Source organism: Allomuricauda sp. NFXS6 (genome assembly GCF_040148835.1).
GTDB lineage: Bacteria > Bacteroidota > Bacteroidia > Flavobacteriales > Flavobacteriaceae > Flagellimonas.
In genome coordinates this window covers 151,986-171,983 of sequence record NZ_JAGEMG010000005.1, presented here as the reverse complement: position 1 = coordinate 171,983, position 19,998 = coordinate 151,986, and the positions used below count along the sequence as shown (strand labels likewise).

17 protein-coding genes are annotated in these 19,998 nt (G+C 40.5%); 15 read left to right on the top strand and 2 right to left on the bottom strand.

Annotation, left to right across the window (positions count from 1 at the left end; translation table 11 throughout):
- Positions 1 to 21: 21 nt before the first annotated feature.
- The 14 genes from J4E06_RS09420 to J4E06_RS09355 all read left to right on the top strand — a co-directional run bounded on the left by J4E06_RS09420 (position 22) and on the right by J4E06_RS09355 (position 14,321).
- The gene (locus J4E06_RS09420) at positions 22 to 1,248 is read left to right on the top strand and encodes a permease (protein ID WP_067033730.1); all 1,227 of its coding nucleotides are present in this window, start codon (positions 22 to 24) and stop codon (positions 1,246 to 1,248) included.
- A 25-nt stretch (positions 1,249 to 1,273) separates the two neighbouring features.
- Complete coding sequence (locus J4E06_RS09415; protein ID WP_067033727.1) at positions 1,274 to 1,978, top strand: PepSY domain-containing protein; 705 nt, start codon at positions 1,274 to 1,276, stop codon at positions 1,976 to 1,978.
- Positions 1,979 to 2,008: 30 nt separating this feature from the next.
- Positions 2,009 to 2,152, top strand: a complete 144-nt coding sequence (locus J4E06_RS09410) for a hypothetical protein (protein WP_162987835.1) — start codon at positions 2,009 to 2,011, stop codon at positions 2,150 to 2,152.
- Positions 2,153 to 2,189: 37 nt separating this feature from the next.
- The gene (locus J4E06_RS09405) at positions 2,190 to 4,010 is read left to right on the top strand and encodes an efflux RND transporter periplasmic adaptor subunit (protein ID WP_067033724.1); all 1,821 of its coding nucleotides are present in this window, start codon (positions 2,190 to 2,192) and stop codon (positions 4,008 to 4,010) included.
- A 296-nt stretch (positions 4,011 to 4,306) separates the two neighbouring features.
- Entirely contained in the window at positions 4,307 to 4,873 is a 567-nt protein-coding gene (locus J4E06_RS09400; RefSeq protein WP_067033721.1) for a helix-turn-helix domain-containing protein, read from the top strand.
- 373 nt (positions 4,874 to 5,246) lie between these two features.
- Positions 5,247 to 5,462, top strand: a complete 216-nt coding sequence (locus J4E06_RS09395; RefSeq protein ID WP_067033717.1) for a heavy-metal-associated domain-containing protein — start codon at positions 5,247 to 5,249, stop codon at positions 5,460 to 5,462.
- Between the two features lie 97 nt (positions 5,463 to 5,559).
- Positions 5,560 to 6,120, top strand: coding sequence for a DUF305 domain-containing protein (locus tag J4E06_RS09390; protein WP_067032975.1), 561 nt, complete (start codon positions 5,560 to 5,562; stop codon positions 6,118 to 6,120).
- Positions 6,121 to 6,239: 119 nt separating this feature from the next.
- Positions 6,240 to 7,577: an MBL fold metallo-hydrolase gene (locus tag J4E06_RS09385; protein WP_067032972.1), complete on the top strand. Its 1,338-nt coding sequence runs from the start codon at positions 6,240 to 6,242 to the stop codon at positions 7,575 to 7,577.
- 54 nt (positions 7,578 to 7,631) lie between these two features.
- A complete protein-coding gene (locus J4E06_RS09380; RefSeq protein WP_067032977.1) occupies positions 7,632 to 8,921 on the top strand; it encodes a PQQ-dependent sugar dehydrogenase in 1,290 nt (429 codons plus the stop codon).
- A gap of 44 nt (positions 8,922 to 8,965) precedes the next feature.
- Entirely contained in the window at positions 8,966 to 10,126 is a 1,161-nt protein-coding gene (locus J4E06_RS09375; protein ID WP_116183707.1) for a hypothetical protein, read from the top strand.
- A 101-nt stretch (positions 10,127 to 10,227) separates the two neighbouring features.
- Positions 10,228 to 12,486, top strand: a complete 2,259-nt coding sequence (locus J4E06_RS09370) for a heavy metal translocating P-type ATPase (protein ID WP_116183706.1) — start codon at positions 10,228 to 10,230, stop codon at positions 12,484 to 12,486.
- A 24-nt stretch (positions 12,487 to 12,510) separates the two neighbouring features.
- Positions 12,511 to 12,729 (top strand): heavy-metal-associated domain-containing protein, encoded by a 219-nt coding sequence (locus tag J4E06_RS09365; protein WP_067037721.1) that lies wholly within the window; start codon positions 12,511 to 12,513, stop codon positions 12,727 to 12,729.
- A gap of 82 nt (positions 12,730 to 12,811) precedes the next feature.
- Positions 12,812 to 13,456: a GNAT family N-acetyltransferase gene (locus J4E06_RS09360; RefSeq protein ID WP_116183705.1), complete on the top strand. Its 645-nt coding sequence runs from the start codon at positions 12,812 to 12,814 to the stop codon at positions 13,454 to 13,456.
- Positions 13,457 to 13,565: 109 nt separating this feature from the next.
- Positions 13,566 to 14,321: a M90 family metallopeptidase gene (locus J4E06_RS09355; RefSeq protein WP_404828015.1), complete on the top strand. Its 756-nt coding sequence runs from the start codon at positions 13,566 to 13,568 to the stop codon at positions 14,319 to 14,321.
- A 122-nt stretch (positions 14,322 to 14,443) separates the two neighbouring features.
- On the opposite strand, the gene J4E06_RS09350 is transcribed toward J4E06_RS09355, so the two are convergent.
- On the bottom strand, positions 14,444 to 15,982 hold the full coding sequence (locus J4E06_RS09350; protein WP_067037726.1) for a Fic family protein: 1,539 nt from the start codon (positions 15,980 to 15,982) through the stop codon (positions 14,444 to 14,446).
- 437 nt (positions 15,983 to 16,419) lie between these two features.
- Between J4E06_RS09350 and J4E06_RS09345 the strand changes: the two genes are divergently transcribed.
- Entirely contained in the window at positions 16,420 to 16,905 is a 486-nt protein-coding gene (locus tag J4E06_RS09345; protein WP_067037728.1) for a hypothetical protein, read from the top strand.
- 40 nt (positions 16,906 to 16,945) lie between these two features.
- On the opposite strand, the gene J4E06_RS09340 is transcribed toward J4E06_RS09345, so the two are convergent.
- Positions 16,946 to 19,987 (bottom strand): TraQ conjugal transfer family protein, encoded by a 3,042-nt coding sequence (locus tag J4E06_RS09340; protein ID WP_067037730.1) that lies wholly within the window; start codon positions 19,985 to 19,987, stop codon positions 16,946 to 16,948.
- Between the last annotated feature and the right edge of the window lie 11 nt (positions 19,988 to 19,998).

Below are 19,998 nucleotides of genomic sequence, written 5' to 3'. Positions count from 1 at the left end.
AAAACTAATACAGTTTAAACCGTGAACGAATTTTTAAAACAATGGGGCGAAGCCGCCTATACGACTACCGGATTTTTCTGGATGGCGCTTTGGGCATTCATTTTGGGTTATATCATCAGTAGTATGATACAGATTTTCGTGACCGAAAAACGGATGCAAAAAACAATGGGCGAAAACGAAGGCAAAAGTGTGCTGTTGGGCACGTTTTTCGGCTTTATAAGTAGCTCGTGCAGTTTTTCTGCTTTGGCAGGTACAAAATCCATCTTTAAGAAAGGTGCAAGTTTTGTGTCTTCCATTGCTTTTCTGTTGGCATCGACCAATCTCGTCATAGAATTGGGGATTATCATTTCCATCTTTTTAGGTTGGCAGTTCGTGGTGGGCGAATATGTAGGTGGTATTCTCTTGATTGGTATTTCGTGGATTCTGATACGACTCATCAATCCTAAAAAACTCATCGAAAAAGCCCGCAAAAATATCGAAAATGAAGATGATGATGAGATGGACGGTTCCAAAGATTGGAAGAAACAAATCAAGAACGAAGACAGTTGGGCGCGCGTTGCCAAAAAATACAAGATGGAATGGCAAATGGTCTGGAAGGATGTAACCGTAGGTTTTACCGTTGCGGGTATTACAGCGGCTTTTGTGCCAGATTCGTTTTTTCAGACCTTATTTATAAATAGTGGTCAAGGCAATACAGATTTCACTTTTCTCGAAATTCTGGAACATATTGTTGTTGGTCCAGTTGCCGCATTCTTAACATTTATCGGTTCAATGGGTAACATCCCATTGGCAGCATTACTATTCAGCAAAGGCGTAAGTTTTGCGGGCGTAATGGCCTTTATTTTTAGCGATTTGGTGGTTTTTCCAGTACTGAGAATCAATGCAAAGTATTATGGTTGGAAAATGTCACTCTTTATTCTATTCTTACTTTTCACGGCATTGATTGGCACCTCTTTGACCTTGCATTATGGTTTCGATTTGCTGGGAATATTGCCCGACCCTTCGCAGGTCAAGATTCAGGATAAGGAACATTTTAAGATTGATTATACCTTTTTCTTGAACGTTGCTTTTCTCATCATTTCGGCCTATCTCGTTTATCTGGGTTTTTTCAAAAAAAAAGATGTAGAACATTCAATGAGCGAGATGGCACCCAAGAGTCCATTGTTGGAAAGTGTTTTAAAATATGCAGCCTTCATCTGTTATATATGGCTCGCTGGGGGACTTATTGTAAAATTTTTAGTGAACTAAAATTCGGATATAGAATAAAACAAATATGGTCAACAGAAAAACAGCAAAATGGATTCGAAAAGCCCACCGCTACTTGGGCATCTTCCTAGGTATTCAGTTCCTGATGTGGACGATTAGCGGGATGTATTTTAGCTGGACGGATATCGATGAAATACACGGCGACCAGTTCAAAAACCAGAAGCCAAAACAGACGGCTTTTTCAGATTTATTGGGTACAGGCCAATTAGATAGTACGCAGCCCATCCAAACGCTTGAATTATTGGAAATAGCAGAAGAACCTTACTATTGGATAAACGAAGCAAAGCTTTATAATGCCAAAACAGGAGAGGAAAAGGACGGTATCACTAAAGAAGAAGCCCAAGAGGTAGCACAAAGATATATACTTCCAGAGCTTAAAATAGCCGCAATAAAAAGGATAGAAGAAGTCGGAGACCACCACGAATATCGAGGACGTCCCCTACCGGCTTATGAGATTTCGTATGAAACACCACAAAATTTAAAGGCTTATGTGGCTGTCGAAAATGGGGCGTTTCAAACGGTGCGGCATAGAGATTGGCGCTGGTTCGACTTTCTGTGGATGACCCATACCATGGACTATGACACAAGAGATAATTTCAACACCCTTTTGTTAAGGTCATTTTCGCTTTTGGGACTAATAACCGTGTTGAGCGGCTTTGTCCTATGGTATATATCATCGCCATCTATTCGAAAGATAAAAAAACAGATTTAGAAAGTAATTTAATGAATGGAGACGTAATTTATGGAAGAAAAGAACCCGAACGGCGAGATTAGAAAAGTGCCATTTGAAAAGGAAGGCGCCTATATTTTAGCGGGCATTATCATACTTTTTATAGTACATACGCTCATTGTACTGGTTTTGAAAACTATTAGTGAATCCGTATAAATTTTTAAGAAACAATAACATTTCAATCTTCAATATCATGAACAAGAACATCATTTACATTGTAGTAGCCGCCTTAGCGGTCGGTTTATTGGGGGGATATTTTATTTTCTCAAACGCTGAGGCCGATCAATCGGCCATAAAAGATCTTTCGGATATGTCCGATAGCCATGACCATTCCGGAGAATCCGAGAATCAGATGTGGACCTGCTCCATGCACCCACAGATTATGCAACCCGAACCGGGAGACTGCCCAATCTGCGGTATGGATCTCATTCCTGCTGAAACCGGAGCGACGGGGCTTAGTGCCAATGAAATAAAAATGACGGACAACGCCTTGGCCTTGGCCAATATACGCACCTCTACCGTTGGTACAGGTGGTTCGGATGGGAGTTCACTTAAACTCTCAGGAAAGATTCGCGAGAACGAAGAAGCCAATGCTACCCAAGCTACATATTTTGCGGGTCGCATTGAACGGCTAAATGTGAATTATACCGGAGAGAACGTTGCCAAGGGCAAACTTTTGGCAACCATCTATTCCCCAGAATTGGTAAGCGCACAACAAGAGCTGTTGACGGCCGCATCCATGAAGGAATCGCAACCGGCATTATACAATGCCGTTCGCAATAAATTAAAATTATGGAAGCTTTCTGACAATCAAATAGATAAGATAGAAGAAGTGGGCAAAGTGCAGGAAAACTTTCCAGTCTATGCCACAGTTTCAGGAACGATTACCGATATCATGGTTGAAGAAGGAGATTATGTAAAACAAGGGCAGCCTTTGTACAAAATTGCCAACTTAAATTCCGTTTGGGCGGTATTCGATGCCTATGAAAATCAGATAGCATCGTTGAAGGAGGGTCAGGAGGTCAAGATAACGACGAATGCCTATCCCAATGAAGAATTTACGGCAAAAATATCCTTTGTAGACCCGTTACTTAATTCTTCTACAAGAACGGTCATGGTAAGGGCAATACTTAACAATAAGGATAATCTCTTGAAGCCGGGTATGTTCGTGGAAGGTACGATCAAAGCTGCCGAAATGCAGATGGAGAATACCGTTATCATACCGGCCAGTGCCGTAATGTGGACGGGGGAACGATCGGTGGTTTATGTAAAGACCAATCCCAATGAGCCTGTCTTTGAAATGCGCGAAGTTGCCCTTGGAAGTACCAATGGCGATACCTATACAATAATTAGCGGGCTTGAAAAGGGGGATCAAATTGTGACCAACGGAACATTTACCGTTGATGCGGCCGCACAGTTACAGGGTAAAAAATCGATGATGAACGCAGAGGGAGGCAAAACCATGACCGGGCATGAGGGTCATTTGGGTATGCAGGAAGGAGATAAAATGGAACCCTCAACAAGTACGGGCACCGACCATTCTAAGATGAAAAAAAGGATTGAAGTATCAAGTGAGTTTCAAGGTCAGTTGAAGCAGGTTTTCGAAGCCTATATAGATGTTAAGGATGCTTTGGTAAATGATGATGGCGCGGCCGCACAAAAAGAAGCAAAACAAATGGAAGAAAGTTTGGCCAAAGTCGATATGAAGTTGCTAAAAGACAAAGAGGCCCATGATCATTGGATGACCATTCAAAAAGAGCTCAAAGCATCGTCAAATGCAGTGGCCAGCACTTCTGAGATCAAGGAGCAAAGGGACCACTTTAAACATTTATCGGCCCACATGATCAGCGGTGTTCAGCTTTTTGGAGTCAATCAAAAAGTGTACAACAGCTATTGCCCGATGGCAGATAGCAATAAGGGAGCCAATTGGCTAAGCCTGGAAAAGGAGATTCGAAACCCATACTACGGAGAAGCAATGATGACTTGTGGGGAAATTAGGGGAACGATACAATAATTAATTATAAGGCCGATAAAATTATAATAGAGAAAATTGAATGGTGTGAGTAAAAGAAAAATGAAAAGATTTTGGCATCATGAGTCAAAAACGTAGGGAGAGAAGAAGCCAACAAAGAAAGGAGAGCAAGAAAACAAAAATAGAATCTAACCGAAAAACAAGATTCTATGCTGCATTGGCGATTATCATCTTGTTTATAGTCACGGTAGTCTTGGTTTTGTTGAGAGCGATTTGGGAACATCGGTCCCATCTGTGATAATGGATAATGTGAGCGCAATGTATTTTAAAACTTTATCATGAGCCATATGCTGCACATAAAAAACATGGTCTGCCCAAGATGTGTTACGGCGGTATACAATGTTCTGAAAAAGATTGGTATTGATTATTCCAATGTGCAACTGGGCCAAGTCACATTGAAGGAAGAACTGACCGCAAAACAAGAAAATCAATTACAAACCGAATTGAATAAGCTGGGTTTTTCTTTGATCGGTAATCGCAAGTCTCAATTGATCGAGCGTATGAAAAATCTTGTAATAGAAAAAATTTTTCATTCAAGACAAGAATTAAACGTCAAATTGACCGATTATGTTGGTTCAGAAATAGGTCTGGATTACAAGTACTTAAGTTCCCTTTTCTCTTCCGTGGAGATTATCACTTTTGAACAGTATGTCATTAGCCAAAAAATTGAAAGGGTTAAGGAATTGCTCATCTATGACGAGCTAAGCTTAAAGGAAATAGCCCATCAGTTAGACTATAGCAGTGTCGCGTATTTAAGCAACCAGTTCAAAAAAATCAATGGTATGGCACCTACACAATTTAAGAAAAGTGCCCTTCAAAATAGAAAATCGCTGGATAACATATAATTTATAAGCTTAACCTTCTCTTCGTGGCTTGTGATAAGAAGTCGATTCCCATGCATTGAATTTCATTATCATCTTCTTTATGTTCAGGTTTCAATAAAGATGTTTAGAGATTTTTTGGTGCATAGTGATGGGCGAACTTAAACCTATTGCACTGAATTTTTAGTCATTAATGGCAAAAGCTCGATTACAATAAAACTTTTTAGGTAATCGCATACTTAAATTGATGTAAATAGCCCTAAATAATCGAATGGGTCAAGGTTTGTTTTTTTTCAAACAACGCCCAGATTTAGTAAATGTTATTTTTCGATAACGTATTTGAATCAACACTTCTGATTCAAAAGGTGAAATTGTTAGAATAAAAATTGATCATAATATGAAAAGAAGATACGAAATAGAAGGAATGACCTGTAACGGCTGTAGAAATCATGTTGAAAATGCACTTTTAAACGTCGCAGGAGTGGCCGATGTATCTGTCGATTTGAAGGATGCCGAAGCAACGGTAGAGTCGCAATTTGAAGTGCCTTTGGAAAATTTGCAAGAGGCCTTAAAAAATGCTGGTAATCAATATAAAATACAACCTGTAAATTGAGTGGAACATGGCTAAAATAATCCCTTTATAGTTGTCCAGTAATCTTGATGATGGCCAAAAAGAATGAAATCATATTAACCAATTAAAAGTATATACAATGGAAAATAAAGAAAAGAAAGTCAACAATTACTTAAAGTTCTTCGCAATGATCGGTACCTCAATGGTCGCGATGTTCTTTTTAATGTACACACACTCCTATCAGATTATCGATCACTTCTGGTATAGTGAAACCAGGTTCTTTATGACGTTGATCATGGGTGGGTCCATGGTTATTATCATGCTGCTGTATATGCTACAGATGTACAAAGACCGCAATAAGAATATTGCCATCTTGGCTTTGGGTGTTTTGCTGATCGCAGGCGGAATATGGCTGGTCAGGAGCCAGGTTACGGTTTCCGGTGTTGACTATATGGAAGGTATGATTCCCCATCATTCCATCGCTATCCTAACTAGTGAACGATCTCAAATAAAAGATATTAGGGTAAGAAAACTTGCCGATGAGATCATCAAAGCGCAGCGTCGGGAAATAATGGAAATGCAATGGTTAATCAACGATATCAAGAAAAATGGGATAGTAGAAACAGAAGAAGAAAAGGAAAAGCGTTCGCTTCCCAAATTTGAAGGATCGCTTACCGAAGAAACAACAAACCTTGACTGATACGGAAAAGTGAATGTCAGGAGGTAATAACAGTTTTTACTTTCGAAAGGAAAAAACGAAAATACAGGAGAATAAACGAAGGCATTTCGGACGTTAAATTATAAACGCATAAAATTTTTATGAAAATACAGCAATTTGAATATGAACCACTTTCCCACTATTCATACGCACTGCTGAGCGAAGGGGAGATGGCGATAATCGATCCCGATCGCGACCCGATGCAGTATTATAATCTTGCGCATAAAGAAAATGCTGTGATTAGAGCTGTGCTATTGACCCACTCCCATGCAGACTTTGTAAGCTCACATTGGCAAATTAGCAAAGAAACAGGTGTCACGATTTATAACAGCAGCAAATTGGAAGCTGAATACCCTTTCGAAAGTTTTGATGGGAACAGTGCCATATTCGTGGGCAATACCAAACTAGAAGCCATAAATACTCCTGGGCATTCATACGATAGTATTTCCATTCTTGCCACAGATGAAAATGAGGTTGCACTTTTTACGGGGGACACCTTATTGATCGGGGATGTCGGACGCCCGGACCTGCGCGGAAATGAAGATGACAAAGAGCAAAAAAAGCAAGCACTGGCCCGTGAAATGTTCAACACAATTCGAACTAAATTCAAAAAAATACCGAATGAGGCCATTATTTACCCCGCCCACGGGGCGGGATCCCTGTGCGGCAAAAGCATGTCGGCAGATAGCATTAGCACATTAGGTAGGGAGCGAAAGGATAACTGGGCATTTGGCCATCAGAATGAAGACGAGTTTGTCAAAGAACTCCTTGAAGACCAACCGTTCATACCGGCCTATTTCAAACATGATGTAGCTATGAACAAAAAGAAAGTTGAATCGATTGATATGGTTACCGCTAAAATCCCTATTCATCTTAATGCCGAAACACCAAAAGATAATATCTTAATTGTCGATAGTCGTGATGAAAACGAGTTTAAACAAGGTCATTGGCCACAGAGTATCAATATTATGCAGGGTGGCGAAGCATCCTCTTTTGAAACATGGTTAGGTACTATAATCCAACCAAATGAGGAATTTCATCTGGTTGTCGATTCTCCAAAAAGTGTAAAGACCATCGCCCGGCGGGTGGCGAAGATTGGATATGAAAATCAACTCAAGGCGATAATTACCCTTTCGAAGAAAAGCTTTGTCGAAAACGAGCGATTGGATTTCAAGCATTTTGTGCAAAATCTGGATAATTACACCATTGTCGATGTCAGAAATACGGATGAAGTAAGAAAAAAGAAAATTTTTGACGGTGCCCTGAACCAACCCCTACACGAACTAAGGGAATCAATTCAGGACATTCCTAACGACAAACCCATTATTGTCCATTGTGGCAGTGGATATAGAAGCGCGATCGGAAGCAGCATACTTTCAAATGAATTGCAAGACGTAAAAGTATATGACCTAGGGGAAGTTATTGAGAAATTCAAATAACCAAGATGCTAAGTTTTAATTGGCAGAAGATGTAAGACAAAATTTTAAATGGTCATGGGAACACGTTTTTTTACAGGTTTAATCATTTCACTCTTAGTATTGGCAACTACAAATGCGCAGACCGTCGATTCGCTACCGCCGATATCGGCCTCCAAATCCTATTCCAACTATAGCAATGTCATTGGCTGGAAAAATGGAAGGACCCCCAAAGCCCCGCCCGGTTTTACCGTTACAAAATATGCTGACGGTTTCAAGAATCCAAGGTGGATGTACGTTACACCGAACGGCGATGTACTTGTGGCGCAAAGCAATTCGAATTATCCGCTCTGGAAAAAAATCGGGGCATGGTTCATCGGGGCATCAAAGTCGAAAAGCTTTAAGAACAGTGCGGACTTGATAACCTTGCTCCGCGATGTAGACAAGGACGGGTCTCCCGATGAACGTACCGTATTTCTCGAAAAGGAACTCGATCAACCATTCGGAATGCTTGTGCTAGATGATTGGTTCTATGTGGCCAATACCAACGGATTGCTACGTTTTCCTTACAAGCCCGGTCAATTGCAAATATCGGGAAAAGCGGAAAAAATTACCACCTTACCCGCAGGAAAGGCCAATCGGCACTGGACACGCAATATTATTGCCAACAAGGACGGCTCGAAAATATATATAGCGGTCGGTAGTGGCTCGAATGTTGGGGAGAAAGGGGCAGAGGCTGAATTCATGAAGGCGGCCATTCTTGAGATTGATCCCGATGGCGCAGGACTAAGAATTTTCGCATCAGGACTAAGAAACCCCGTGGGTATGGATTGGAATCCCGTTACCGGAGACTTATGGACGGCGGTCAACGAACGCGACGGATTGGGCAACAACCTCGTACCTGATTATTTGACCAGTGTCCGCGAAAACGGATTTTACGGTTGGCCCTACTTGTATTATGGGCAAAATGAAGATCCTAGGGTAAAATGGGTGCCTTCGGCCCAAGTGGGAAATACACTGATGCCCGATGTGAACGTTGGCCCCCATACCGCATCTTTGGGATTGACGTTCTACACGGGCGATTCCTTCCCCGAAAAGTATCGGAACGGGGCCTTTGTCGTACAGCATGGCTCTTGGAACAGACAGGTTTTATCAGGCTATAAAGTGGTTTTCGTGCCTTTCGAGAACGGAGAACAAACTGGAAAACCTGAAGATTTTTTAACGGGTTTTATTGTTGACGGCAAAAAAGATGAGGTCTATGGCCGACCCGTGGGTGCCGCCATACTACCCGATGGATCGATGTTGATATCCGATGATGTGACCAATAGGATCTGGAGAATTAGTTGGGACGGTAAACGCGGTATGTGAGGGATTCTCAGTGGGGGTTTGCCGTTTTATAAGTACTTTTATTTATGGAAGATGCACAACCTCCGATAAATGATTTGAGAAATCTTTTTGAAGAAGCCAAGGCTAAAAGCGAATTCGATTTTGTACTTAACCTGATTAATTATAGGGGAATCAGTTCATCTAATTTAAACTCTAACCTTCATGAATGGTTCGATGCAATCGAGTTTTATAAAAGGTTGTACAATGAATTAGAAGGAAAAGAGAAAACCCGTATGGGTTTACAGATTTACTCCACTTTTTTTGAGAACAGCGACTTCTACAACATAATAGGTAATTTGTGCCGTATTAAATTGGGGTACAAAGGTTCATCATATCTTTTTTGGAAAACGAAAAAATATGAGCGCCTTTTGGGAATTGGCGAAAAACAAGATTTCTTGATGGAGCTCTTGGCCGATTCGGAAAAGCAGCACCTAATCGATTTTTATGAACAGAACCATTTTAAAGAAATACGCAACAGTTTCTTTCATTCCGCCTATTCTATAGACGAAGGTCGGTATGTTATGCACGATTCAGACCCTATCAATTTAGATGGCGTTTTGATTCATTCCTTCGATTTAGATGAATTTTTCTATCCCAAGTTGAACAATGTTATTGACTTATTTGACATTTTCAAGAAATTGTATTTTCAATATTTTAATTCTTATAAAAAGGATGTGGTTGTAATGGGAATGTTTCCCAATCCTTGCGAGGTTACCATTTTGGGTTCTGAGGAAGGACTGAAAGGTTTCCGCATTAAAAATGCCGTCAACTTCTTTGGTAAATGGCACGATTCTGGCATTTGGTTCGATGAAGAGTATGGTTTTTGGGCAGGCCATAATATCAATATGAACTTAGCCAGAATTGAAGATATAGAGATTGACGAACAATTAAGACGATACGAAACAAAAGCTAACATTACCAAGAATGACTTAGAGTTTTTCAATTTGGTGGATAAAATCAAAGAACGAAATAACCCGCAGGAAATACGACGAGCAACACTATTACTGTTGAAATTTGGGGATGTCCGTAAAGACAAAATGGATGTAGAGGAAAATGAGTACAAGAAAAGGAGCTTTCCCAAAATCATTCTTCCCTATTATCGCAAAGCCATAGAGATAGGGGCACATATCTTCAAGGATTTAGAACAGTTTAAGAAAACAGTCGCTGAGCTAGAAAAACAACTTTGACTAGTTGTTTTCCCGAGAATATTACAACTCTTTCAGCAAATTTCGTAACAAGGTTGGCGGTAACGATTCTGAACTTTGCATAAAGCAATTCAGGTAAAGCTATGGAAACCACAACTGTTTTGGAGCAAAAGGATAAAACCAAGAAATCAGATATCAAAAAATCCTTTCCGGTAACAGGTATGACCTGTGCTGCCTGTGCCAGTAGTATGGAGTCGATTCTTTCCCATATCGATGGTGTAAACAAGGCCACCGTAAATTTTGCCAGCAATTCCGTGTGGGTAGATTATGATGCAAGTGTTTCCGAAGAAAAACTGCAAAACGTGCTGCGTGAAGTGGGCTATGATATCATTATTGATGTCGAAGACCCAGCCGAAGCGCAACAAGAACTTCAGCGGCAACATTACCGAGACATAAAAAACCGTACCATTTGGTCGGCAATTTTAACGTTGCCCATTTTCGTTCTTGGGATGTTCTTTATGGAATGGATACCTGGAAAATGGATTTCGTTGGTCTTGACCATACCGGTGCTTTTTTGGTTCGGGCGTAGCTTTTTTATCAATGCCTTTAAGCAAGCAAAGTACGCCAAGGCCAATATGGATACTTTGGTCGCGCTCAGTACGGGGATTGCCTTTGTGTTCAGTGTTTTCAATACGCTCTTTCCCGAATTTTGGTTGAGCCGTGGTATAGAACCTCACGTCTATTACGAAGCGGCCACGGTCATTATTACGTTCATTTCCCTTGGGAAATTGTTGGAGGAAAAAGCAAAGTCGAACACTTCTTCGGCCATTAAAAAACTGATGGGATTACAGCCCAAAACGTTAAAGATTGTTGAGGACGGTGAAGAAATGGAGATTCCGATTTCCGAAGTCCAAGTTGGGCAGACCATCTTGGTACGGCCTGGTGAGAAAATTCCTGTGGATGGTGAAGTTTCAAAAGGCAACTCGTATGTTGATGAAAGTATGATTACAGGTGAACCTGTTCCCGTAGAAAAATCAGATGGTGGAAAAGTATTTGCGGGTACGGTAAACCAAAAAGGAAGTTTTCAATTTACCGCTGAAAAAGTAGGCGGCGAAACCTTGCTGTCCCAAATCATTAAAATGGTTCAGGAAGCCCAGGGAAGCAAGGCACCCGTTCAAAAACTGGTCGATAAAATAGCGGGAATATTTGTTCCTATCGTTTTGGGGATATCTATCATTACGTTTATTGTTTGGATGTCGGTAGGAGACGATAATGCATTTTCGCAGGCCTTATTGACCTCTGTAGCAGTATTGGTTATCGCTTGTCCCTGTGCATTGGGATTGGCTACACCTACGGCTATAATGGTGGGGATTGGCAAAGGTGCCGAGAACAATATCCTAATAAAAGATGCCGAAAGTTTAGAACTAGGACACAAAGTGAACGCAGTCATTCTTGATAAAACGGGTACCATTACCAAAGGAAAACCATTAGTGACGGATATTCATTGGTCTGAGAATAATAAAGACACGAAAAAATACAAACAAATTCTTTTAGCAATTGAAGCACAATCAGAACACCCTTTGGCGGAAGCGGTGGTCAACCACTTAAAAGATGAAAATATTGAAAAAGCTGAAATTGCTTCTTTTGAAAGTATTACAGGAAAAGGCGTTCAAGCTGAAATAAAGGACGGTTCACAATACTATGTTGGAAACCATAAACTAATGCTTGAGAATAATATTCAAATCGACGCTTCCTTGATGCAAACAGCAGAGAGTCTTGAAGAGCAAGCAAAGACGGTCATATTTTTTGGTAATGAAAAACAAATGCTCGCGATACTCGCCATTGCGGATAAGATTAAGGAAACTTCAAAAAAGGCCATAGCAACACTTCAAGAAAGAGACATCGAGGTCTTTATGCTTACTGGAGATAATAATAAAACCGCATCGGCTGTCGCAAAACAAGTAGGAATAACAAATTATCAAGGAGAAGTAATGCCCTCGGACAAAGCAGCTTTTGTAGAAAAACTGCAAGCTGATGGAAAGATCGTAGCTATGGTTGGCGATGGCATCAACGATTCACACGCCTTGGCGCAAGCCAATGTGAGCATTGCCATGGGTAAAGGTTCTGACATCGCTATGGACATGGCAAAGATGACCTTGATTACCTCAGATTTGCAATCCATTCCCAAAGCGTTGGAACTTTCAAAAAGAACCGTTTTGGGAATCCGTCAGAACCTGTTTTGGGCATTCATATATAATATCATTGGAATACCGATTGCGGCGGGCGTTTTGTATCCCATAAATGGGTTCTTATTAGACCCAATGATTGCGGGAGCAGCAATGGCATTCAGTAGCGTATCTGTGGTTGCAAATAGCTTAAGACTTAAACGAGCAAAACTTTAATAATTAATTATAAATTCAAATACGATGAAAACTTTAAAATTTAAAACAAATATCAATTGTGGTGGTTGTGTCTCTAAAGTAACCCCATTTTTAAACAAACAAGAAGGCGTTGAAAGTTGGGAAGTGGATACCGCTAATCCTGATAAAATCTTGACTATAGAAAGTCATGGTGCTTCGGAAGAAGATGTAAAAGCTACTTTGCAGAAAATAGGGTTTAGCGCGGAAAGTGTTGATGTTCGTTAATCACCAAACGCCTATAATAAATTTATATCCAATCTAAAAGATATCGTTCTGTCAGTACTGACTTAAGTCAAATGAAAAGAAAATGAAGGTAGCGGAAAAAAGCAAATTCTATAAAACGAAGTTATTGTGGCACCGAATACGCCATGGATTATTTTTATTCACCCTTAGGAATGCTCTGACCCGGATAGGATTGGACATCGCACCCTACTATTGGTATAGGGAAATAAAAAATGGAGCCGAAAAACCTGAGATTCGAGATAGCTTCAAAGACTATGAATTATGTTATATAGGTTTGGACGAGATTGGGATAATGAATAACATCATGGGGCTTACAACCAAGGAATTAGAGCAGAATTTAAGTATGGGGCAGATATGTATCGGTCTCAAGCGAGGGAAAGAGATTGCCGCCCTATTATTCGTTGATTTGCAGGATTTTGTGTTTAAAGGCCGCTCCTTCAAAATAAAAGATAAGGAAGGTTACCTTTTGAATGTTTACACGTTTCAGGCGTATAGAGGTAAGAACTTGGCTACCTACTTACGTTATCATTGCTTTGAACTTCTTGAAAACTATAGCGTAGAAGAACTTTACAGTATTGTCTCCTACTTCAATACGTCATCAATAAAAGTCAATGAAAAATTGAATGCCCAAAAGTTGAAACTCTATTTGTACATAGGATTGTTAAAAAGATACCATTGGAATTTTCTGTTGAAGGACTATTCCAAATAATCAAACCGGATAATTTATTATATGGTGGTCATTCTTGGAAAAACTAAAATCAGATGATATTCCCTTATCCGCTACATCAACTATGATTTATACGATTATATTCGGATTGATGCTTGTCCTTGCCGTTTATTTTGTTTCAAAAATAGGAAGCAAAAAAGTAAAACCGTTCCCAAAATATTGGCATCCGTTACTGATGGAAAATGTGCTCTTCTACCGCAACCTTCCCAAAGCAAAACAGGTAGTTTTTCAACAACGAATGATGCAATTTTTAAGTGAAGTCTATATTGATGGGGTACAACTGGAATTGCAAGAGCTCGACAAGATTTTAATTGCGGCGAGTGCTGTAATTCCCGTTTTTGGTTTTGACGAATGGCACTATACCAATTTAAGCGGAATCCTATTGTATCCTGATAACTTCAATGAGGATATGCAATTTAGCAGCAAAGATAAATCGCGTAATATCGGCGGAATTGTGGGGAATGGACGTTTTGAAAAGCAAATGATTTTATCGAAAAAAGCATTGCATCACGGGTTCAAAAACACAACCGACAAAAGCAATACTGGCATACACGAGTTTGTGCATCTTATTGATAAATTGGACGATTTCACGGATGGAATTCCGGAAAGGTTGTTGGAGCATCAATATACCATCCCGTGGTTAAAGTTGATCCATGCGGAAATGGAAGTTATCAATGCCAATAAATCCGATATAAGAAACTATGGCGGTACCAACGAAGCGGAGTTTTTTGCCGTAGCTGCCGAGTACTTTTTTGAACGTCCCGATTTATTTAAGAGAAAACATCCAGAACTCTACAAAATGCTGGTAGAATGCTTTAGGCAGGAACCAGGAGTTTTAGAAAAGTAACGTTTCAAGAAACCGATTTTTTAGTTTTGGGTAGTAAAGCACCACAACGTAATTCCTTATTTAGGTGTTGGTATTACTAGAAGAACCTTACGAACCATTTTTAATGTTATACCTGATGGATGTTAAAAGATTGAAGCATACATTTTTTCGACATTTTCAATTTCCTCTTGGGATAATTCCTCGAATTCTTTTGCCTTTTTAGTTTTTGACAGCTTTCCCTTGTTTTGATTGAGAAGCTTGATTAATAGATCTACTTTGTTATCGGGCAAATTAACCAACGCATTGATTTGATGGGTCATTTGGTCATATTTTTCCAGAAAATCCAACTCTTCGGGTATTATCTTTTCAATGGTCTCTTCGACACATTCATAAAGAAACTCTGTCTGCAATGTGGCGTCAAAATAGCGATAGAGGTCAATGGTGTCGTTCAAGATTTCAACGTTGTGGTCAAGGGTCGGCTTCCATTCGATTAGATTAAGTCTGGGCGATGAGAAGTGCTCCAGAATATCTTGATACTCTCCTATCCGATTCAGTATAGCTGCCGAAATCGGAAAGATCATATCCCTCTGGGTATAGCCCATGCGAACCAAAATATGATGTATGATATATCGATGTATCCTGCCGTTTCCGTCTGAAAGAGGGTGGATGAACACAAAACCAAAAGCGATACTGGCTGCCGCCAAAACTGGGTTATAGCCACTGTTTTTCAAGAGGTTGTTAGTGTCAATCAATCCACGTAGCAATGATTCCAAATCTTTTGCCTTGGCCGAGATATGATCAGGCATTGGAAGTAAGCTTTCGCGGTCATGTTCACCAATAAATCCTTCGCCTTTGCGAATTCCCATGTGCTTCAATTTCTTGGTGCCTATTACAATATCCTGAAGTCGCTCAATCTCTTCAATCGTCAATGGTTTTTTACCTGCCTGGCCAATGGCCTTGCCCCAATTTCTGGCCCTCATGTTCGGAGGATATTCCCCCTCGATGGCAAAGGATGCTTTTGAATCTTTCAGCAAAAGGAATGCGGCCGTCCTACGTATCAAGTCCTTATTTCTTCCCATTAATCCTTTTTCCATGATTTCAGGAAATTTTGTTGCGGCGTAAGACTCTAATTTTTTGGTCTTGCGTATCATGGGACAGAATTCTCTGGTACCCGGTAGATTATTCTTTACGCGATGCCTGGTACTATTTTCAACCGGTCCTACATATTGATGCTTGGGGTTTACAACTTCAACATAATTACCGGTTTTTAAATCGGGGATATCCAGTTTTTTACCAAAGAGCCATTCATATAGGAACCAAATCCTTCTGGAATATTGACCAGTGGGCTCGTTCTGCACCATGCTCATTACCGGCGCATCACCCACTGCCAGAAAAAACTCTTTTAAAATGAGCAAATCAATACCTTCGTACTTCAGTGCAAAAGTGAGATGGCCACTTGCATTATCCTCGGGGATATACCGTTTTGCAAATACCTGCCATTGTGGGGTATTGTACCGCTGTTGTTTCTCTGTTACAATGGCAAGTAGCTCTGGTAAAGGTAATCGTCTATTTCTTGTATCCTCGATAAATTGTAGAAGCCAACCATACCCAACCAAAATTCCTTCCTCTGGCAAGACCCTATCGTGAAAAGTGCTTATTTTTCGTGCAAATTGATTACTCATAGTTACATTTCATGAAATATAAGTACAAATATAATATGAAAAATGGTTACTTTTCATGAAAAACAGTTATTTATGGGTAAGAGACATGAAAATAAGTTTCTCTTTGCTTAAAAGGAGTTTGACAGATACCTTATTTTAATATGTACTCAACCACTGTTGAATTTTAACAAATCATCTACATCAAGATTTCCAGAGCAGACGTAATTCGCCGCGACACAATCGAGATCTTTCCGTTCCAGATTTATCAACCTCCTCGGAGCCGCACCTGAACACGTGGAGGCGTAAAAGTGCGCTCCCTGCATTTATCTTGTCAAATTACGCAATTTAATCTTCCATTTCTTGTTTTAATCTCATTGATAGTTTCTTAATCGACTGGAAGGGTTAAAAAGGTTAGGGATAAAAATTTTATCTTTATAAAGGCGTCTAAACATTTCGAAATGAAAATCTACACTAAAGTCTTTTTAGTTTTATTGGTGCTATTAATTTACTCTTGTAATAATGACGACAATGGTGTTTCTGAAGCAGATAGGGCAGAAGCCTTGCTTGGTCAATGGGAGTATGAGGCCATTGGTTCCAACATCGCAGTCGATATTAATGGGGATGGCACAGTGAATGATGACTTTTATAATACAAACGAAATTCGGCAGTGCCTAAAGGACAATTTGACGTTTTTCAATGATAGGGGACCTGGGGAAAAGGATGTTTTCACCATCAATGAAAATGGACTTTCTTGCGGTGATGTTCCGGCATTTCAAAACGTGGAAAGTGATACCTATGAATTAATAAATAACGAGATTATCCGATTTGATACCCGTAGCGATTGGACGATCATAGAATTTACCCAAAACCGACTAGTTGTTGAAGAAGAGGACTTTTTAGATGACCGCAATGTGATTGTTACCTATGTATTTAGACGTAGTTAACAGCCTCAAAAAGGAATCTTTAAACGAAGAGATATTTGTCTTATACCCTTATTACTTTACCAAAAGCCACTTCACTCCACTGTCCATTGGTATCCCTGACCCTGACCTCAAAGTCTTGGTCTAAATAACGTAGTCTGCTTTCTCTGGCCTCCTCCTCTAACAAAAAGTATCGGTCCACACCATTCCCCACAGCCTCATTATAGTTGAATACCCGGGTATCCCATCGATTATCCCTTCTGTTGTAAATCCTGATCTCTACTCGGTCCAAGGTGGCACCCCCATAGGCCTCGGAACATCCGATATCATAACAAGTGTATATCCTTACCTGATAATCGCATCCATTCAAACCGCCACAACTGACATTGTACTTTTCTCCTTTTACAAAAGCTACAGGCCTTCTCAAGGTATCCACAAATGTGCTTCCGGTTTGCGTTTCCCCCGTTGAGTTCTCCACCTCAAAATCAATGGTGAACGTATCCTGACTGTCGGGATAGAATGTGAGATTGGTGCTCCCATAGTTCAATGGAACGGTTTCGCCCTCATCATATCTTGATCCTGAAAGAAGAAAATAACCCGCTCGATTACCCTCAAAGGAAAAGGTCATCGTATAGGAAACCGTATTATCATGGGTGCCTATGGCATTGGTGATGACAGTTATATTGAATGCCTCTCCCTCAAGGCGTTCACCAGGAGCCTGACTTATGGTTAAATCGAATGGCTCAACATATCGCTCATAATCAATATCCACACTTTCGTTTTTGGTGACATTGGAAGAAGATATGGTGTTGAATACTATGTTGTGCAAACCCTCCGAAAGGCCGGTGTAGTTACCCGAAAATGAACCAACGGGCACTGGGAATGCCTCTCCTGGGCCATAAGAGTTTCCGTCAAATTCAAAAGTACTATTAGCATTGCCGGTAGAATAGTACATGGTATACGTATCTCCCCCCAGGCCGATTTCAGTAATATTAAAGTTAATGGGTATGGCCTCTCCAATAAATGCGCCAGGCCCCGTAGCATTTACAGTGAGAACATAGTCTTTCGGGCTGACATTGACCGTAATGGGAACAGGTTTTTCCAGCCCTGTCTCATTTTTGGCATAAAAAGTTATAGTAACCGTTCCCTCGCTGATGCCCTCCAAACTCCAATTGAAATTCCCCTTGGGAACATCGTAACTATTGCCTGGGCTTACGGCGTTTCCATTGGTATCCTTCAACAATGCATTGCCGTTCATTGCAAACCGCATGGTATAGTCCGAAGACCCTACGCTTTCTGAAATATTGAAGTTTACCGAGGTCACCTCCCCAACAGAAATATCCGATTTTTGGATGCCGCCAGTGAAAGAAAAATCAACTTGTTGATATGCTATGGTTATAGGTTCCGTCGCATGGGTTACGCCTGATCCCGACTCGACACTAAAGACCAAATTATGCTCACCAGGCTCAAAACCGGTATAAAATATGTTGTTTATGTCTGCGGTCAAGTTAAATTTCTCCCCAGGTCCATAAGAATTTCCGTTAATACTTACCCCACCACTTTTTCCAGAGGTAAAAAATGCCTCATAGGTGTCATTGGTGCCTTCAGGTTCTTCATCGATATTCACAATAGCAGAAACGGGAATATTGGTAAATTCAGATGTTTTTGATGGGGTGAAAGTCGCCTCGAATTCATTTTGCTTGATTTCCAGATCGATGATAACCGGTTCAGAGGATTGTCCAAAATTATCCGTTACCACAAAGGAAACTCTATGGGTATCAGCCGTCTCTGGGATATAGAACAGTGAAAAATTACCGAAAGCGACTGGATAATCCGTTGAATTTATGAGTTCTGTACCGTTCACGTTGCGTACAATACCATTTCCCTCCAGAATTTCATAGGAGATGCTGTATTCTATATTGTTCGTGTTTCCATTGGATTTTATATTGAAGTTGAATTGGGTCCTTTCATTGATGAACACCGAATTACTTTCCGAGTTGCCGGAGAATGTGAACGGAATATTGGCGACCTCGATTTCGACGCTGTCCCGTTTTTGCTGACCATTACTGTCCCGTACGTCAAAATATATTTTACGCTTTCCCAGATTCGTACTCGTAAATGAAAAATTATAAGTGTCAGGGTCAATGGCCCTAAATTGCCCCGGTTCCATAACCCCGCCGTTCTGGTCCCTTACGGTTCCACCACCCTCACTTGAACTGGAAAAGGAATGGGTTATCTCATAGGTCACATTCGAATTTTCATCCTGTGTTGCAAGGTCTATGGCAATGGCCAGATTCGTATCGAGCTCCACCTGTGAAGAGGAAGCCGTTGTATTGAGTGTAAAACCAAGATTTAATACAGTCAATAATAGTTCTTGGGTCAAGGTAGCGCCATCAGGGGCTTTGGCAGTAACGATCAGTTTATGTTCACCCAAATTCTCGGGTAGGTAGGATAGTTCGGAAATGCCTTTTGGCAGGAAAAATGGATTCCCCGCATCAAAGACCTTATCGCCCAAATATAATTTGCCCGAGCCGTTCTCGATTTGATACGTTATTTCAAAATTCCCTATTGCACTTGGACTTTCAGTTTCCTTATCACGAATAAGTGTAAGATTGACCGGGTTTTTTGAATTGATGATAAATTCATTAAGTCCCTTGTTGAGCAAGAAACTGAAACTGGCATATTTGGCACGATGAAACAGCTCCAATCTCTTCTCTCGCATGTTGGAATCCCATGCTAAAAAATTGATCTTATGCATACCGGTATCAATAGCCACGTAATTATAGGCCCAATTTTTATCGGTTATGCGCAATGTGTCGTTCTCACGTATCGTATCCCCCTCCATGTTTAAAAAATAGCCTTTTGCATTGGCTGCCGAGTATTTTAGAAAATAATCTACTGTAGAGATTTCCTTTTCCGGAACCAGGGAAAATGAGGTTCTCGTACGTTCGAATACAAAGCTTTCCTCGGGATGTTCCACCGAGAAGCTGAAATCGAAATCTTCCAAAATGACATCCTCAAAATCCTTGCTACAGGCAATAACTAGGATAGAAATGAGGGTCAAAACCCCTATTGTCACTTTTGTAGTAGTTTTTAACTTTTTCATTTTCGACTGGT

Bases quoted from the DNA above. Each gene is read 5' to 3' on its own strand.
- J4E06_RS09380 (WP_067032977.1), top strand. From the start codon at position 7,632: ATGGGAACACGTTTTTTTACAGGTTTAATCATTTCACTCTTAGTATTG.
- J4E06_RS09385 (WP_067032972.1), top strand. From the start codon at position 6,240: ATGAAAATACAGCAATTTGAATATGAACCACTTTCCCACTATTCATAC.
- J4E06_RS09390 (WP_067032975.1), top strand. From the start codon at position 5,560: ATGGAAAATAAAGAAAAGAAAGTCAACAATTACTTAAAGTTCTTCGCA.
- J4E06_RS09360 (WP_116183705.1), top strand. From the start codon at position 12,812: ATGAAGGTAGCGGAAAAAAGCAAATTCTATAAAACGAAGTTATTGTGG.
- J4E06_RS09370 (WP_116183706.1), top strand. From the start codon at position 10,228: ATGGAAACCACAACTGTTTTGGAGCAAAAGGATAAAACCAAGAAATCA.
- J4E06_RS09415 (WP_067033727.1), top strand. From the start codon at position 1,274: ATGGTCAACAGAAAAACAGCAAAATGGATTCGAAAAGCCCACCGCTAC.
- J4E06_RS09400 (WP_067033721.1), top strand. From the start codon at position 4,307: ATGAGCCATATGCTGCACATAAAAAACATGGTCTGCCCAAGATGTGTT.
- J4E06_RS09395 (WP_067033717.1), top strand. From the start codon at position 5,247: ATGAAAAGAAGATACGAAATAGAAGGAATGACCTGTAACGGCTGTAGA.
- J4E06_RS09345 (WP_067037728.1), top strand. From the start codon at position 16,420: ATGAAAATCTACACTAAAGTCTTTTTAGTTTTATTGGTGCTATTAATT.
- J4E06_RS09375 (WP_116183707.1), top strand. From the start codon at position 8,966: ATGGAAGATGCACAACCTCCGATAAATGATTTGAGAAATCTTTTTGAA.
- J4E06_RS09355 (WP_404828015.1), top strand. From the start codon at position 13,566: ATGCTTGTCCTTGCCGTTTATTTTGTTTCAAAAATAGGAAGCAAAAAA.
- J4E06_RS09365 (WP_067037721.1), top strand. From the start codon at position 12,511: ATGAAAACTTTAAAATTTAAAACAAATATCAATTGTGGTGGTTGTGTC.
- J4E06_RS09410 (WP_162987835.1), top strand. From the start codon at position 2,009: ATGGAAGAAAAGAACCCGAACGGCGAGATTAGAAAAGTGCCATTTGAA.
- J4E06_RS09340 (WP_067037730.1), bottom strand. From the start codon at position 19,987: ATGAAAAAGTTAAAAACTACTACAAAAGTGACAATAGGGGTTTTGACC.
- J4E06_RS09350 (WP_067037726.1), bottom strand. From the start codon at position 15,982: ATGAGTAATCAATTTGCACGAAAAATAAGCACTTTTCACGATAGGGTC.
- J4E06_RS09405 (WP_067033724.1), top strand. From the start codon at position 2,190: ATGAACAAGAACATCATTTACATTGTAGTAGCCGCCTTAGCGGTCGGT.